Here is a 14,883-nt window from a genome sequence, read left to right as displayed (position 1 = left end):
TTTATTCGGCGTTTAACTTGTCTAAATTTTCATATAAACTTACGCTAAAAAATCTAAAATTGGGAATATTCAGAACATTTTTTCATTTTTATTTTCGATTGCGTAAACGAGCTAAAAAGTCCGCCATTTTCATTTCGGAATTATAGACAAATTCTTGCGTGATATTTTTCAAAATCTGCTGTTTTACAATTCCGTTTTGATTGCGCAAATAAGCTAGGAAATCCGCTGTTTTCATTACAAACAGATTCACGTAATCTTTGTCAGAATTTTACTTTTCGAAAATGTTTAATTACGTTAATATTTCGTGTAATTTGGCTTAATGCAGGTTAACGGTTTTATATATGGTTTGTTGCGTGTTTCAAGTTCTAAATATATTAAATAAAAACGGAATAGAAAATCCCCTAAGGATTTTCGTAAGTAGATAAACACTAGCAATAAATTATATATGTTGTTGCAATTAGTGATTTTCTAACTAAATTTCTCATTTCTTAATTTTCAATTTTTCCGTTTTATTTCTATTTCTTTTTTTTACGTTTCTACTTAAAACTCCGCTTTAATTAATTTCCTCCTATTTATTCACGCTTTATTTTCAGCGTTCAATTCTGTTTTTTTCACGTTTCAGCTTAAAACTCCGCCCTAATTAATTTCCGCTTATTTATTCACGCTTTATTTTTCAGCGTTCAATTCTGTTTTTTCTCTTTTTTAGGGTTTACTATCTAAAAATAGAGTAGCAGTCATTTTCAATTTTTCCAGCGCAATATTATTCAATATTAATTTCTAGAAAAGATAAATCACTAATTAGGAATTTCAGGCTGAAATTCCGCCATTAATTGCAACGTCATGTGTATGTGGCGTATTTTTCCGCCAGGAAAATATGCGCTCATACACTTTGTTAACGTGCGTTTTTTCTTTTTTAATTAAAATACCGTTATAAAATCACACATTTTTCAGCGTTTTTATTCGGCGTTTAACTTGTCTAAATTTTCATATAAACTTACGCTAAAAAATCTAAAATCGGGGATATTCCGAACATTTTTTCATTTTTATTTTCGATTACGTAAACGAGCTAAAAAGTCCGCCATTTTCATTTCGGAATTATAAGCAAAATCTTACGTGATATTTTTCAAAACCTACTGTTTTACGATTCCGTTTCTATTGCGCAAACGAGCTAGAAAGTCCGCTATTTTCATTACAAACAGATTCACGTAATCTTTGTCAGGATTTTACTTTTCGAAAACGCTTAATTCCGTTAATATTCCGTGTAATTTGGCTTAATGCAGGTTAACGGTTTGGTGTATGATTAGTTGCGATGTTCAAGTAATAAATTTAGTAAATAAAAATCGAACGCTGAAAATCCGTAGGATTTTCCAAAGTGAGCCGAAACCAGCAATTAATTATACACGGTGTTGGCTGTAGTACTTTTTAATTGTTAGATAGTTTCTTTAAAATTCCTCCAAGGATGATAATACTTGCGCCAACAATAGCAGTAGTCTTATTTTTTTTAGCTAAACCAATTGTACCAACTGTTAACCCCGTTACTATAGCACCGTTTCCTACGGCATTTACTTGTTTGCTGTAATTTTCGCCATAATGAACCCAATTTTTAAAGTGTTCACAATTATTACTTACATAATTATATGCTTTTTCTCCAATTCTTGAGACCGCTCTTTTAAAGGCAATTGCCCTTTCTTCGTAACTTCCTTGAAAACGCTCAATTCTTTCAGGTTGATATTTATTTAAATATTTTTGGATTTCATAGTAAGGGATCTCTTTTATACCATCTTGAAAGTTTGCTATGAAAATAGGTCTATTTTCTCGTTTACCCATATATATAACATAATGGTCAACCATTCCTAAAAAAGATTTTTTTAAAACAATCGCATCTGTTTCTTCTAATTGATAATTAGTTGTAAATGTTGTTAAATTCATTTTATTTTTTTTGATTAGTTCACAAATCTACTATATAAATACACTAATATTTAATAGACAATTATACTTGTCCACTAATTGTCAATAATTGATTTAACCCATTTGCTGATTTTTTCTTTATCATTATTATATTTTATTCTATTTCTCTTTAGTATTTCGTGATGTTTATTAGGTTCTTTTTTAAATGAAAATTTTCCTTGATTGTCTATTCCGTATTTAAATAAAGGTTTTAAGTAACCATTTGTGTTTTTAGGAGATATAATTTTTAACTCGTAAAGAATTACAAAAATTAGAAGTAACTCGTCAATTTTTGAGCAATTTATAGTGTAATGATTATTCCCTTTTTTTTTGAAGAGTGATTTAAACTCTTTAATACTATTGATAATTTTTCTATCTTTTAAATCCTTGACAAAAGTATCTAATTCATAGTCTTTTTTATTCCATTGATAGTATATTTTGTTTTCTATTTTCTCTACTTTTTTAATATCAAGATTAATATTAAAATCTAATTTTAGAAGTTGTATTAATTCATCAAAATCATATCCTGATAATTCACAGGTTCTTTTAAAGTTTTGAATTAGGGAAGGTATGAAATCCTTAGACATATTTTTATCTAAGTTTATGATATAGTCGTTAAAAATATGGCTTAATAAGTATTTTATAGTTTTTTTATCATTACTTGACTTTATTCCTTTTAGATTTTCATTAACATTTGTCAGAATTGTGTTTGATATTGAAACTATATCTTCTTCGTTTTTTGTGTTTTCAATAGTTGTTATAACTTTATTAATGAAATATTCAAGTTTATATTTTTTAAGTATTAAAATATATTTATCGGCATCAATATATTTTTCCTCCAATCTTTCTTCAAGTAAACTTTTCATTAATTAGTTAATTTTTGGTATTACAGCCAACGGTTAGTATATGAAAAGTGCTGTTTTGTGTACGAGGATTTTCCGCAGGAAAATCAGATGTAGCAAAACGGCACTGACTTTTGTATTATGACTAAATTAAGCATTTTTTATATACGTTGTTAGCTTTTCGTTAATTTTTTTTACAATTAAAATACTGTTATAAAATCACATATTTTCAGCGTTTTTATTCGGCGTTTAACTTGTCTAAATTTTCATTCCTAATTTCGCAAACAGGCTAAAAGTCCGCCATTTTCATTTCAGAATTACAGACAGATTCTTGCGTAATATTTGTCAGAATCCCACAGTTTTTCATTTCCGATTGCATAAACAGGCTAAAGTCTGCCGTTTCTATTTCATAATTGCGGACAGATTCTTACGTAATATTTTTCAAAATATTCTGCGTTAAAATTCCATTTCTAATTGCGTAATATTTATCAGGATTCTACTTTTTTAAACCGCTTTATTTTTTCAATTTTTGCGTATTTTTTGTTAATGAAAGCTAACGTTTTGTATATGGTTTGTTGCGTGTTTCGAGCAACTAATTTAGTAAATAAAACGGAATAGAAAATCCCCTAAGGATTTTCGTAAGTAGGCTAGCACTAGCAATAAATTATATACGGTGTTACCACACGTTTTTATTGAACTTTTGTTAATTTAACAATACGTTCTGCAACCTCTATTAAATCTTTAAAATTTATCTCTTTTGTTTCAGTTGGTTTTGTTTTTTCTCTTTTTCTTAATGGGTCTTTATGAATTTCAACTAGAGCTGTTTTAATGTAATGAACATATTCTCCATTACCTTCTGTTCCATTTTTCTTTAATTGTTCAGAAAAACCTACTATTGCCTTTGAAAGAACCATTTTATAAGCGTAATCTTCAATTATGTTTTTCTGTTTAGTAAATTGATTCGCACAGAATATTGCTCCTATAATTGGTAGTGGTAAAAGTGATATTCTACCAATTATAATTCCAATACTATCATTGCTATTCTTTAAAATCCAAATTCCTAATGCTATTGTCCCTAGTAAACAAACAACTGCTCCTAATATCCAACTTCCAAGTATTTTCAAACTGTTTGAATTTTTATACTGTTCTTGAAAAGAAGCACTAATACCCTCAGCTGTTGTGTAGTTCAAAGCTTTTTTAGAAGATTCAATTAATTGATTTGCTTGCTTTAAAATCGATTTTCTTTCCGTTTCATATTCCGCAAGCTTTTCATTATTTGTTTTAGTGTTTAATTCTAATTCGTCTAACCTTTTCTCTCTGTCTTGTACTTTACTTGCAAATGAAGTAATTAATTTTTCGTTTCCTTTGCTTTCTGTTAATGAGGTTGTTATTTCGTCTAAGTTTTCAGAAGCACTTTCCTTAATTGCTTTTAGTTCTGTATTTATCGTTTGAAGAGTTTCTGATTCTTCAATTAATTCGTTTTTTCTTCCTGTTATTTTTTCTAATTCTGTTTCAATTTCAGTAAGTTTTTCAGTACTACTATCTAGTTTATCGTCAATTGATTCTTTTCTTTCGTCAATACTACTATTTACTTCTTTTACTTCTACTAGAATTTGTTGAAGTTGTAATTTGACTTTTCTAACTTCTTCAATTTCTTTTTCAAACTCTAAATGTCTTTCACTAAAATATCTTACGTCATAATTTCTCAAAAGAATTTTTAAAGCCTCAAAATGTGTTATATAATTATTTGGGCTTTCTATATAAGAATTTATTGTAGTTAAATAGGCTCTTATGTTTGTTCGTTCTGTATAAGTTGAAACTTTCACAAATTTGCTTGGATACTGAGTTAAAGTAGATATGTCAGTTAATAATGCTTCAATACCACCAACTAAACCACGAAAATTATATTCATTTTCATTTCCGTATTCTAATGATTTATATTCGTTCAAGTTTAGAGATTTAATACTTCCTCGTATTTGATTTCTCAGTTCTCTAATTTCATTAATTGTGGTTAGTTCCATTGTATTTTTTCAAATGTGTGGTAACGCCTAGTGTATGTGGCGTATTTTTCCGCCAGGAAAATATGCGCTCATACACTTTGTTAACATGCGTTTTTTCTTTTTTAATTAAAATACCGTTATAAAATCACATATTTTTCAGCGTTTTTATTGGGCGTTTAACTTGTCTAAATTTTCATATAAACTTACGTGAAAAAATCTAAAATCGGGGATATTCCGAACATTTTTTCATTTTTATTTTCGATTGCGTAAACGAGCTAAAAAGTCTGCGGTTTTATTTCGGAATTATAAGCAAAATCTTACGTAATATTTTTCAAAATCTGCTGTTTTACGATTCCGTTTCTACTGCGCAAATGAGCTAGAAAGTCGGCTATTTTCATTACAAACAGATTCACGTAATCTTTGTCAGGATTTTACTTTTCGAAAACGCTTAATTACGTTAATATTCCGTGTAATTTGGCTTAATGCAGGTTAACGGTTTTATATATGGTTTGTTGCGTATTTCAAGTTCTAAATATATTAAATAAAAACGGAATAGAAAATCCCCTAAGGATTTTCGTAAGTAGATAAGCACTAGCAATAAATTATATATGTTGTTAGCACCAGTAATTTTAATAATCTTGTACTAAAACTTCAGTAGGAATGTGTAATTTTAAATTTAAGTTTCTAATCATTTCCAATGTCAATTTTCTTTTTTTATTTAAAATTTCACTAACTCTACTTTTAAACCCAACAACTTCTGCTAAATCTTTTTGTTTCAACCCCATTTGTTCCATTCTAAATTTAATAGCCTCAATTGGGTCAGGAAATCCAATTGGAGAAGTTTCGTTTTCGTATTTGTCAATTAGTATTGAAAGTATTTCTAACTCATCTCCTTTTTTTGTTCCTTTTTTTGCGTCAAAAATGACTTCAAGTCTTTCAAGTGCGTTTAAGTAATCTGTTTCGTTTTTTATTGGTCTAATATTCATCTTAAATTTCGTTTGCGTTTATTTTATCATATTCGGCGTGAGTTCCTATAAATCTTATCCAACAAATTTGATATTCTAAATTAAATTTAACAATTAATCTATAATTATTTCCTTTGATGTTAAATACAACTCTATTTTCTTTCAAAATACTAGCACTTGGATATTCTTTTTTTAATTCGTTTAAGGATTCCCAATTTGCTTTTTCGGTTTCTCTGTACCAAGCTGTTAATTGTTGTTCGGAATCTGAATGTTTAGTCCAGAAATCTCGTAAAGTTCGTTTTGCAATAATTCTCACATTCTATTAATTTATGCAAATATAATAAAAAGTTACCAATTTGGTTATTTTTTTGGTTTTTTTATTGGTGCTAACGTGTTTGTGCATGGTTTCGTTGCGGAATTATAGCACTAATATAGTTTAAAAACCTCAAACTTCGACGTGTGCGAGAATTTTCCGAAGGAAAATGAACAAGCAATGAACTATGCACGGTGTTGGCAAATCGTTTTTATTCTACAAGTATTTTATAAATTCCAGTTTGACTGTCTAATTCAAATTCTGAATCTGTTAAATTAATTTCATCATATTCTGTATGACTGCAACAATCTTCTATTCTTTCTGCTTCAACGTAAAAATTAAAAATATGATTGTCAGATATGTCAATTTTTAGATTTACAATTTCAGTTACCCAACCTATTGAACGGATTTGAATCAAATTGATATTATTTTCAGATATAAACGAAAATTCAACAGACTCATTATTATTCAAATTGTCAGTTATCGTAATTTTATTAGAGTCAAATGTTTCATTTGTGAATAAATTCTCTCCGTTTTCTTTATCGACAATTTCAAATTGAAAAGGTTGTGGTGGTGTAAAGCATAGTTGATTACATTCATCATCATCTTTACAACCTTGGAATACTATTGCAATTAGAACAAGTAATAAATTAATTTTTTTCATTTGTATTTAGTTTTTTATATAGATGATATTGAGATTTCTCTCAAAAGGTTGCGTTCAAATGTTTGCCAACGGTTTTGTGTATAAAAAGTGCTGTTTTGTGTGCGAGGATTTTCCGCAGGAAAATCAGATGTAGCAAAACGGCACTAACTTTTGTGTTATGACCAAATTAAGCATTTTTTATATACGTTGTTAGCTTTTCGTTATTTTTTTTACAATTAAAATACTGTTATAAAATCACATATTTTTCAGCATTTTTATTCGGCGTTTAACTTGTCTAAATTTTCATTTCTGATTGTATAAACAGGCTAAAAGTCCGCCATTTTCATTTCAGAATTACAAACAGATTCTTACGTAATATTTGTCAGAATCCCACAGTTTTTGATTTCCGATTGCATAAACAGGTTAAAAGTCCGCCGTTTTCATTTCAGAATTACAAACAGATTCTTACGTAATATTTGTCAGAATCCCACAGTTTTTGATTTCCGATTGCATAAACAGGCTAAAAGTCCGCCGTTTTCATTTCAGAATTACAGACAGATTCTTGCGTAATATTTATCAGGATTCTACTTTTTTAAACCGCTTTATTTTTCCAATTTTGCGTAATTTTTTGTTAATGAAAGCTAACGCCTAGTGTATGTGGCGTATTTTTCCGCTAGGAGAATATGCTCTCATACACTTTGTTAACGTGCGTTTTTTCTTTTTTAATTAAAATACCGTTATAAAATCACACATTTTTCAGCGTTTTTATTCGGCGTTTAACTTGTCTAAATTTTCATATAAACTTACGCTAAAAAATCTAAAATCGGGAATATTCCGAACATTTTTTCATTTTTATTTTCGATTGCGTAAACGAGCTAAAAAGTCCGCCATTTTCATTTCGGAATTATAAGCAAAATCTTACGTAATATTTTTCAAAATCTGCTGTTTTACGATTCCGTTTCTATTGCGTAAACGAGCTAGAAAGTCGGCTATTTTCATTACAAACAGATTCACGTAATCTTTGTCAGGATTTTACTTTTCGAAAACGCTTAATTACGTTAATATTCTGTGTAATTTGGCTTAATGCAGGTTAACGTGTTTATATATGGTTTGTTGCGTGGTTTAAGCAACTAATTTACTAAATAAAAACTAACCTAGAAAATCCGTGAGGATTTTCGTAAGTAAGCGATTTGCTAGCAATAAATTATATATGGTGTTAGCAAATGTTTTTTTCATACACATATTTCGATATCCAAACTTTTCCTTTTTTTTTAAGAAATATTCAGCAATTTAGATTTCTTAATTTCCATAATTCAAACCTTGAGTGGAAATTCCCTAATTTTTTTTCAGTTTGAGTAAATTCCTGCGTTTTATAATTCTTCTTTTCCTAAATTAATTACCTTTTTTTTGTATAAAGAAATAATGCTAAACTTCCGGCAACTGTTGCAAAAGTAGTTAAGACTAATTTCCAGGTATTGTTATTGTTTTTTTGCTGTTTTCGGTTTATTTCGAGTATTTTTTCATATTTATCAGCAATTTTTTCAGAAGTCTCAAGAACTTTTATTTGAACTTCATCACTTGATGCGTTAGTGGCTATTATTTCTAAAATTTTAGATAAACTCTTTATACTTTCAATTATTGGGTCAAGTGCCTTTACTTGAACATCTTTAATATTTTTAGTCATTTCAGCAAATGATTTTACAACTTCAATTTGCATTTTTACAAATTCAGGAGTTACTTTCACTAAAGCTTCTATTTGAGATTTACTTATTTCATTTCTACCTTGCATTTCGGTAATTCTCAATATTTCATCTTTTGTAAGATTTTTATAATCTTTAATTTTAGCTTTTTCAATTAATTGTTTTAATTCCTTTTCCATTTTTTTGTAATATTTGCTAACGCCTAGTGTATGTGGCGTATTTTTCCGCCAGGAAAATATGCGCTCATACACTTTGTTAACGTGCGTTTTTTCTTTTTTAATTAAAATACCGTTATAAAATCACATATTTTTCAGCGTTTTTATTCGGCATTTAACTTGTCTAAATTTTCATATAAACTTACGCTAAAAAATCTAACATCGGGAATATTCCGAACATTTTTTCATTTTTATTTTCGATTGCGTAAACGAGCTAAAAAGTCCGCCATTTTCATTTCGGAATTATAAGCAAAATCTTACGTGATATTTGTCAAAATTTACTGTTTTACGATTCCGTTTCGATTGCGTAAACGAGCTAGAAAGTCGGCTATTTTCATTACAAACAGATTCACGTAATCTTTGTCAGGATTTTACTTTTCGAAAACGCTTAATTCCGTTAATATTCCGTGTAATTTGGCTTAATGCAGGTTAACGTTTTTGTATATTATTTGTTGCGTATTTCGAGCAACTAATTTAGTAAATAAAAGCGGAATAGAAAATCCCCTAAGGATTTTCGTAAGTAGGATAGTACTAGTAATAAATTATATACGGTGTTACCCTTTGTTATTTTCCAGTTCGTAATAGATTATAATTATTTACTAATACAGAAGCAGATATGTTTAAAAGATGTTCTAATTCTCGTATCATTTCTACTGTTAGTTTTTTCTTTTTATTTAATATTTCAGATACTCTACTTTTTCCACCAATTACTCCAATTAAATCTTTTTGCTTAAGATTCATTTCTTCCATTCTAATTTTGATAGCTTCAATTGGGTCGGGAGCTTCAATAGCATAGTGTTTATTTTCATAATTTTCAATTAATAAAGATAATATTTCAGCTTCATCTCCCTTTTTTGAATTAGCATCTGCATCAAATATTAACTCAAGCCTTTCAATAGCTTTGTCGTAATCTTGTTCTGTTTTTATAGGTTTAATGTTCATAATTTGATGTTTTTATTAAATAGTGTCAGCGTTAATTTTGTCATATTCAGCATGAGTTCCAATAAATCGAATAAATGCCCATTGTCTAACATAGTTGAACTTTACAATAAGTCGATATGAGTTTCCTTTAATATTAAAAACAACTCTACTATCTTTCAAAATACTTGCATTAATATAAGTTTCCTTAACTTCATTTGGAGAATTCCAATTAGAATTTTTAGCAGTTTCGTACCAGGTTTTTAAATATTGTTCAGATTCCGCATGTTTTTCCCAAAATTCACGCAAAGTTTTTTTAGCTATTATTCGCTTCATATTTTATTATCTGTTGCAAATATAAATAAAATGTTCTCATAATACGAACTTTTAATCTTTTTTTAATAAAGGGTAACGGTTTTATATATGGTTTGTTGCGTATTTCAAGTTCTAAATATATTAAATAAAAACGGAATAGAAAATCCCCTAAGGATTTTCGTAAGTAGATAAGCACTAGCAATAAATTATATATGTTGTTGCAAGTAGTGATTTTCTAACTAAATTTCTCATTTCTTAATTTTCAATTTTCCCGTTTTATTTCTCTTTTTTTACGTTTCTGCTTAAAATTCCACTTTAATTAATTTCCGCCTATTTATTCAGGTTTTATTTTCAGCGTTCAATTCTGCTTTTTTTCACATTTCAGCTTAAAACTCCGCCCTAATTAATTTCCGCTTATTTATTCACGCTTCATTTTTTAGCATTCAATTCTGTTTTTTTCTCTTTTTTAGGGTTTATTTTCTAAAAATAGAGTAGTAGTCATTTTCAATTTTTCCAGCGCAATATTATTCAATATTAATTTCTAGAAAAGATAAATCACTAATTAGGAATTTCAGGCTGAAATTCCGCCATTACTTGCAACGTTTTATATATGGTTTGTTGCGTGTTTCGAGCAACTAATTTAGTAAATAAAAACGGAATAGAAAATCCCCTAAGGATTTTCGTAAGTAGGTTAGCACTAGCAATAAATTATATATGTTGTTGTGGTGCGTTATTTTCAGGCAGATGCTGGATTTACTTGTATTTGTCCTCCGATAGCTTTTAATACTTTCATAATTGTTGCAAATTGAGGTTTCGCTCCATCTGATAACGCTTTGTACAAACTCGGTCTGCTTAAACCAGTTTCTTCTGCAATTTTTGTCATTCCGATAGCTTTAGCAATATTCCCGATTGCATTAATTACATCTGCATTATTGCCTTCTTCCAAAACTGTGTTAAGGTATTCGGCAATCATTTCCTTGCTTTCCAAATAATCAGCTATTTCAAATCTTGAAGTTCCCATTTTTTATTTATTTAATTTTTTCCAAATTTCTTTCGCTTTCGTAATATCCTTTTGTTGTGTTGATTTATCTCCACCAATTAACAGAATAATTACTTTTCCATCTTTTTCCTTGAAGTAAATTCTGTAACCTTTTGCAAAATTTATTCGCATTTCCCGAATTCCATCACCAACAGTTTTACAATCTCCAAAATGTTCGTCAGATTCCAATTTTTGAATTCTGAACAAAATTTTAGCTTTTGCTTTGAAGTCTTTCAACTTTTTCAGCCATTTGTCAAATTCGGTTGTTTTCTCAATAAAGAACATAATATTGTATCTACTTGGATACAAATTTAAGAATAATTTTTAGATTAGTTACTATAAAATTCAGTTTTTGGTAGATTTTTATTTTTAATGCACCACAACGCCATGTGTATGTGGCGTATTTTTCCGCCAGGAAAATATGCGCTCATACACTTTGTTAACGTGCGTTTTTTTTCTTTTTTAATTAAAATACCGTTATAAAATCACATATTTTTCAGCATTTTTATTCGGCGTTTAACTTGTCTAAATTTTCATATAAACTTACGCTAAAAAATCTAAAATCGGGAATATTCAGAACATTTTTTCATTTTTATTTTCGATTGCGTAAACGAGCTAAAAAGTCCGCCATTTTCATTTCGGAATTATAAGCAAAATCTTACGTGATATTTGTCAAAATCTACTGTTTTACGATTCCGTTTCTATTGCGTAAACGAGCTAGAAAGTCGGCTATTTTCATTACAAACAGATTCACGTAATCTTTGTCAGGATTTTACTTTTCGAAAACGCTTAATTCCGTTAATATTCCGTGTAATTTGGCTTAATGCAGGTTAACGTTATTTATATATGGTTTGTTGCGTTTTCCATGTACTAAATTTAGTAAATAAAACGCAATAGAAAATCCCTAAGGATTTTCGTAAGTAGGCTAGCACTAGCAATAAATTATATATAGTGTTGGCAAATCGTTTATTATTATCATTATTAAAAAAAATAAAATTATTATGAATAAACTTATTCAACGTTTATATAAGGTTCCTTTTTACTGTTTTCTTTTTTATACAATGGTTTTAAATTCTCTTGTTTTAACTTATCTTTTAGTTGATACACACTGTCTTTATAAGACAAAAGTTCAGTTCTTACAATCAAATTATGATTTGTTAGAGAATCGTTTTCTTTCTTTAAATTCGATTGATTTATCTTCAAATTGTAATTTGCATTTAAAAAATAAACAGAAACAGATCCAAATAAAATAGGAACTATGATAGCAATTATTTTATACCAGTCTAAAGTTTTTTTATTTAGAGATTTATATAATTCACTAAAACCTCCATTTTTCTGGAAATTTAAAGTGTTTTCATTTGTACGAGCAAATTCGCAATCTTCTTCAAATTTACATTCACAAACATTATATTCTTTTAATATACCTAATAATCGAATAAATTCTTGTTTTGAATTTAAGTCAATTGAAAATGTAGCACTTTCATTATTTACTTTAATCAATTTCGCATTAATTAAGTCATTAATACTAACTGCATTTCCAGTTTTAATACACTTATCAATAATAAAATCTAAAACAGTAATATCTTCTTTAGCTAATTTATTCATTTTTCTAGGTGTGATTGGTAATGTTTGCCAACGGTTTGTATATGAAAAGTGCTGTTTTGTGTGCGAGGATTTTCCGCAGGAAAATCAGATGTAGCAAAACGGCACTAACTTTTGTGTTATGACCAAATTAAGCATTTTTTATATACGTTGTTAGCTTTTCGTTATTTTCTTTACAATTAAAATACTGTTATAAAATCACATATTTTTCAGCATTTTTATTCGGCGTTTAACTTGTCTAAATTTTCATTCTTAATTTCGCAAACAGGCTAAAAGTCCGTCGTTTCCATTTCAGAATTACAGACAGATTCTTGCGTAATATTTGTCAGAATCCCACAGTTTTTCATTTCCGATTGCATAAACAGGATAAAGTCTGCCGTTTCTATTTCATAATTGCGGACAGATTCTTACGTAATATTTTTCAAAATCTGCTGCGTTAAAATTCCATTTCTAATTGCGTAATATTTATCAGGATTCTACTTTAGGAAAACGCTTTATTTTTCCAATTTCACGCATTTTTTTTGTTAATGAAAGCTAACGGTTTGTATATGAAAAGTGCTGTTTTGTGTACGAGGATTTTCCGCAGGAAAATCAGATGTAGCAAATGACTTTTGTATTATGACTAAATTAAGCATTTTTTATATACGTTGTTAGCTTTTCGTTATTTTTTTTACAATTAAAATACTGTTATAAAATCACATATTTTCAGCGTTTTTTATTCGGCGTTTAACTTGTCTAAATTTTCATTTCTGATTGCATAAACAGGCTAAAATTCCGCCGTTTTCATTTCAGAATTACAGACAGATTCTTGCGTAATATTTGTCAGAATCCCACAGTTTTTGATTTCCGATTTCATAATTACAAACAATTTCTTGCGTAATATTTGTCAAAATCTGCTACGTTAAAATTCCATTTCTAATTGCGTAATATTTATCAGGATTCTACTTTTTTAAACCGCTTTATTTTCCAATTTTTGCGTATTTTTTGTATTATACTGATATAGGTTGACCTTTTTTTAGGTTAATTTATATCGTTCAAACTATTTTTTTAGCCGTTTATAATGCAAAAAATAATTTGAACTAGCTTTGTTTTTAAATAGTTAGTTCGGGTAAATTTACATTATTTTTTCGATATGATTTATATTTTATATTAGGGTTTAAATGTACTTCTGCAGGTTTTCTTAAATTTAGGCTAAAATGTGTTCTTAAGTTATTGTATATATCTACCGCTTGTTTTGTGATTTCTCGAGCAATAGCTGTGTTTTTAATGATTTCTTTTAAAGCATATTCGTACTTTAAAGTTCTATTAATTCTTTCAGCAATAGCATTTTCGTATGGATCATATTGTTCGGTCATACTCATTATAATTCCATTATTTTCAGCAAACTCAGTGTATTTAGGATTACAATATTGGAATCCTCTGTCAGAATGATGTATAAGTTTTTCATGAGGATATTCTCTATTTTTAATAGCCATATCGAGCGCATCCGTACAAAGTGATGTCTTCATGTGGTTATCGAGTTTATATCCCATAATTTTCTTGGAATAGGCATCCGTAACGATTGCTAAGTAGTTGTGTCCATTTTCAGTTTTGATGTATGTAATATCAGCTACCCAAAGTTGCTCTGGTCGAGTAGGAACGTGGTGTTTTACAATGTTTTTATATTTTCTAAAAAGATGTTTAGAATTTGTTGTTGTTACATAGTTTTTTCTTTTAGAAATAAGTAAGTTATGAAGCCTTAAAAATCGATAAAACTTATCTCTACCGATGTTAATATTCTGATTAACCATATCGTTTTTCAATTCGGTATACAGTTTAATTCCTCCAGTTTTCGAACCTACAGTTTTACGATATTTTTGTACCATTTTAATTAGTTTCTTATCATTTAACTGTTTGTTTTCTTGTTTTTTAATTCTTTTATAGAAGGCTTGTTTACTAATCCCAAAACACTGATAGAACCATTTTCTTTTAAAATGTTTTTCTTCTTTATTTCTATCTCTTTTACTAATGTTTCGGGCAACGACTTTTTTGACATATCGACTCCAGTAATGATTTCCATATCGGCAATAATATCTTGCTGAAAGTCTTTTACAAACTCCAGTTCTTCAATTCGTTCCTTTAGTTTTTTAATTTCATCTAATTTACTCATACCATTATTTTGTTGAGCTAAGGTACTATATTTTCTAATCCAATATGTAATAGTAGTTCTAGGAACCTCATATTTTTTGGAAGCAAAGTTTGTAGATATTTGACCATTTTGAATTTGGTCAACGATGAATAATTTGAGTTCTAAAGTTACTTTTTCGTACGTTTTTTTTCGCCAGGGTTGTTTTTGTAATTTCATAAGTGACTATCAGTAATTGATGAATTTTTAGTCAACCTAT

General features: G+C 28.6%; 15 protein-coding genes. All 15 read right to left on the bottom strand.

The window, feature by feature from the left end; all coding sequences use genetic code 11:
• Positions 1-88: 88 nt before the first annotated feature.
• A complete protein-coding gene (locus ABNT14_RS07700) occupies positions 89-235 on the bottom strand; it encodes a hypothetical protein (RefSeq protein WP_348719363.1) in 147 nt (48 codons plus the stop codon).
• A 1,187-nt stretch (positions 236-1,422) separates the two neighbouring features.
• Complete coding sequence (locus ABNT14_RS07695; protein ID WP_348719378.1) at positions 1,423-1,929, bottom strand: lecithin retinol acyltransferase family protein; 507 nt, start codon at positions 1,927-1,929, stop codon at positions 1,423-1,425.
• 74 nt (positions 1,930-2,003) lie between these two features.
• Positions 2,004-2,813 (bottom strand): hypothetical protein, encoded by an 810-nt coding sequence (locus ABNT14_RS07690; protein ID WP_348719377.1) that lies wholly within the window; start codon positions 2,811-2,813, stop codon positions 2,004-2,006.
• Between the two features lie 665 nt (positions 2,814-3,478).
• A complete protein-coding gene (locus tag ABNT14_RS07685; RefSeq protein WP_348719376.1) occupies positions 3,479-4,810 on the bottom strand; it encodes a hypothetical protein in 1,332 nt (443 codons plus the stop codon).
• Positions 4,811-5,418: 608 nt separating this feature from the next.
• Complete coding sequence (locus ABNT14_RS07680; RefSeq protein WP_101902747.1) at positions 5,419-5,775, bottom strand: helix-turn-helix domain-containing protein; 357 nt, start codon at positions 5,773-5,775, stop codon at positions 5,419-5,421.
• 1 nt (position 5,776) lies between these two features.
• Positions 5,777-6,070, bottom strand: a complete 294-nt coding sequence (locus ABNT14_RS07675; protein ID WP_101902746.1) for a type II toxin-antitoxin system HigB family toxin — start codon at positions 6,068-6,070, stop codon at positions 5,777-5,779.
• Between the two features lie 208 nt (positions 6,071-6,278).
• Positions 6,279-6,731: a hypothetical protein gene (locus ABNT14_RS07670; RefSeq protein ID WP_101902745.1), complete on the bottom strand. Its 453-nt coding sequence runs from the start codon at positions 6,729-6,731 to the stop codon at positions 6,279-6,281.
• A 1,375-nt stretch (positions 6,732-8,106) separates the two neighbouring features.
• Complete coding sequence (locus tag ABNT14_RS07665) at positions 8,107-8,589, bottom strand: hypothetical protein (protein ID WP_348719375.1); 483 nt, start codon at positions 8,587-8,589, stop codon at positions 8,107-8,109.
• Between the two features lie 600 nt (positions 8,590-9,189).
• On the bottom strand, positions 9,190-9,567 hold the full coding sequence (locus tag ABNT14_RS07660; protein WP_101902713.1) for a helix-turn-helix domain-containing protein: 378 nt from the start codon (positions 9,565-9,567) through the stop codon (positions 9,190-9,192).
• 15 nt (positions 9,568-9,582) lie between these two features.
• Entirely contained in the window at positions 9,583-9,879 is a 297-nt protein-coding gene (locus ABNT14_RS07655; protein WP_058885311.1) for a type II toxin-antitoxin system HigB family toxin, read from the bottom strand.
• Between the two features lie 715 nt (positions 9,880-10,594).
• Positions 10,595-10,879 carry an addiction module antidote protein gene (locus ABNT14_RS07650; protein WP_101902711.1) on the bottom strand — a complete coding sequence of 95 codons (285 nt, stop codon included), beginning with the start codon at positions 10,877-10,879 and terminating at the stop codon, positions 10,595-10,597.
• A 3-nt stretch (positions 10,880-10,882) separates the two neighbouring features.
• Complete coding sequence (locus ABNT14_RS07645; protein WP_101902710.1) at positions 10,883-11,182, bottom strand: type II toxin-antitoxin system RelE/ParE family toxin; 300 nt, start codon at positions 11,180-11,182, stop codon at positions 10,883-10,885.
• Between the two features lie 726 nt (positions 11,183-11,908).
• Positions 11,909-12,502: a hypothetical protein gene (locus ABNT14_RS07640; RefSeq protein ID WP_101902743.1), complete on the bottom strand. Its 594-nt coding sequence runs from the start codon at positions 12,500-12,502 to the stop codon at positions 11,909-11,911.
• Positions 12,503-13,590: 1,088 nt separating this feature from the next.
• The gene (locus ABNT14_RS07635) at positions 13,591-14,439 is read right to left on the bottom strand and encodes an IS3 family transposase (protein WP_317192776.1); all 849 of its coding nucleotides are present in this window, start codon (positions 14,437-14,439) and stop codon (positions 13,591-13,593) included.
• A complete protein-coding gene (locus ABNT14_RS07630) occupies positions 14,385-14,843 on the bottom strand; it encodes a helix-turn-helix domain-containing protein (RefSeq protein ID WP_251007500.1) in 459 nt (152 codons plus the stop codon). Before ABNT14_RS07630 ends, ABNT14_RS07635 begins: the two co-directional genes overlap by 55 nt.
• Positions 14,844-14,883: the final 40 nt, after the last annotated feature.

This window comes from Tenacibaculum dicentrarchi (assembly GCF_964036635.1).
In the GTDB taxonomy this organism is placed as follows: Bacteria; Bacteroidota; Bacteroidia; order Flavobacteriales; family Flavobacteriaceae; genus Polaribacter; species Polaribacter dicentrarchi.
The sequence above is the reverse complement of the archived record's forward strand: the minus strand, read 5'-3'. Positions and strand labels throughout refer to the sequence as shown.

Bases quoted from the DNA above. Each gene is read 5' to 3' on its own strand.
- ABNT14_RS07700 (WP_348719363.1), bottom strand. From the start codon at position 235: ATGAAAACAGCGGATTTCCTAGCTTATTTGCGCAATCAAAACGGAATT.
- ABNT14_RS07695 (WP_348719378.1), bottom strand. From the start codon at position 1,929: ATGAATTTAACAACATTTACAACTAATTATCAATTAGAAGAAACAGAT.
- ABNT14_RS07690 (WP_348719377.1), bottom strand. From the start codon at position 2,813: ATGAAAAGTTTACTTGAAGAAAGATTGGAGGAAAAATATATTGATGCC.
- ABNT14_RS07685 (WP_348719376.1), bottom strand. From the start codon at position 4,810: ATGGAACTAACCACAATTAATGAAATTAGAGAACTGAGAAATCAAATA.
- ABNT14_RS07680 (WP_101902747.1), bottom strand. From the start codon at position 5,775: ATGAATATTAGACCAATAAAAAACGAAACAGATTACTTAAACGCACTT.
- ABNT14_RS07670 (WP_101902745.1), bottom strand. From the start codon at position 6,731: ATGAAAAAAATTAATTTATTACTTGTTCTAATTGCAATAGTATTCCAA.
- ABNT14_RS07665 (WP_348719375.1), bottom strand. From the start codon at position 8,589: ATGGAAAAGGAATTAAAACAATTAATTGAAAAAGCTAAAATTAAAGAT.
- ABNT14_RS07660 (WP_101902713.1), bottom strand. From the start codon at position 9,567: ATGAACATTAAACCTATAAAAACAGAACAAGATTACGACAAAGCTATT.
- ABNT14_RS07655 (WP_058885311.1), bottom strand. From the start codon at position 9,879: ATGAAGCGAATAATAGCTAAAAAAACTTTGCGTGAATTTTGGGAAAAA.
- ABNT14_RS07650 (WP_101902711.1), bottom strand. From the start codon at position 10,879: ATGGGAACTTCAAGATTTGAAATAGCTGATTATTTGGAAAGCAAGGAA.
- ABNT14_RS07645 (WP_101902710.1), bottom strand. From the start codon at position 11,182: ATGTTCTTTATTGAGAAAACAACCGAATTTGACAAATGGCTGAAAAAG.
- ABNT14_RS07640 (WP_101902743.1), bottom strand. From the start codon at position 12,502: ATGAATAAATTAGCTAAAGAAGATATTACTGTTTTAGATTTTATTATT.
- ABNT14_RS07630 (WP_251007500.1), bottom strand. From the start codon at position 14,843: ATGAAATTACAAAAACAACCCTGGCGAAAAAAAACGTACGAAAAAGTA.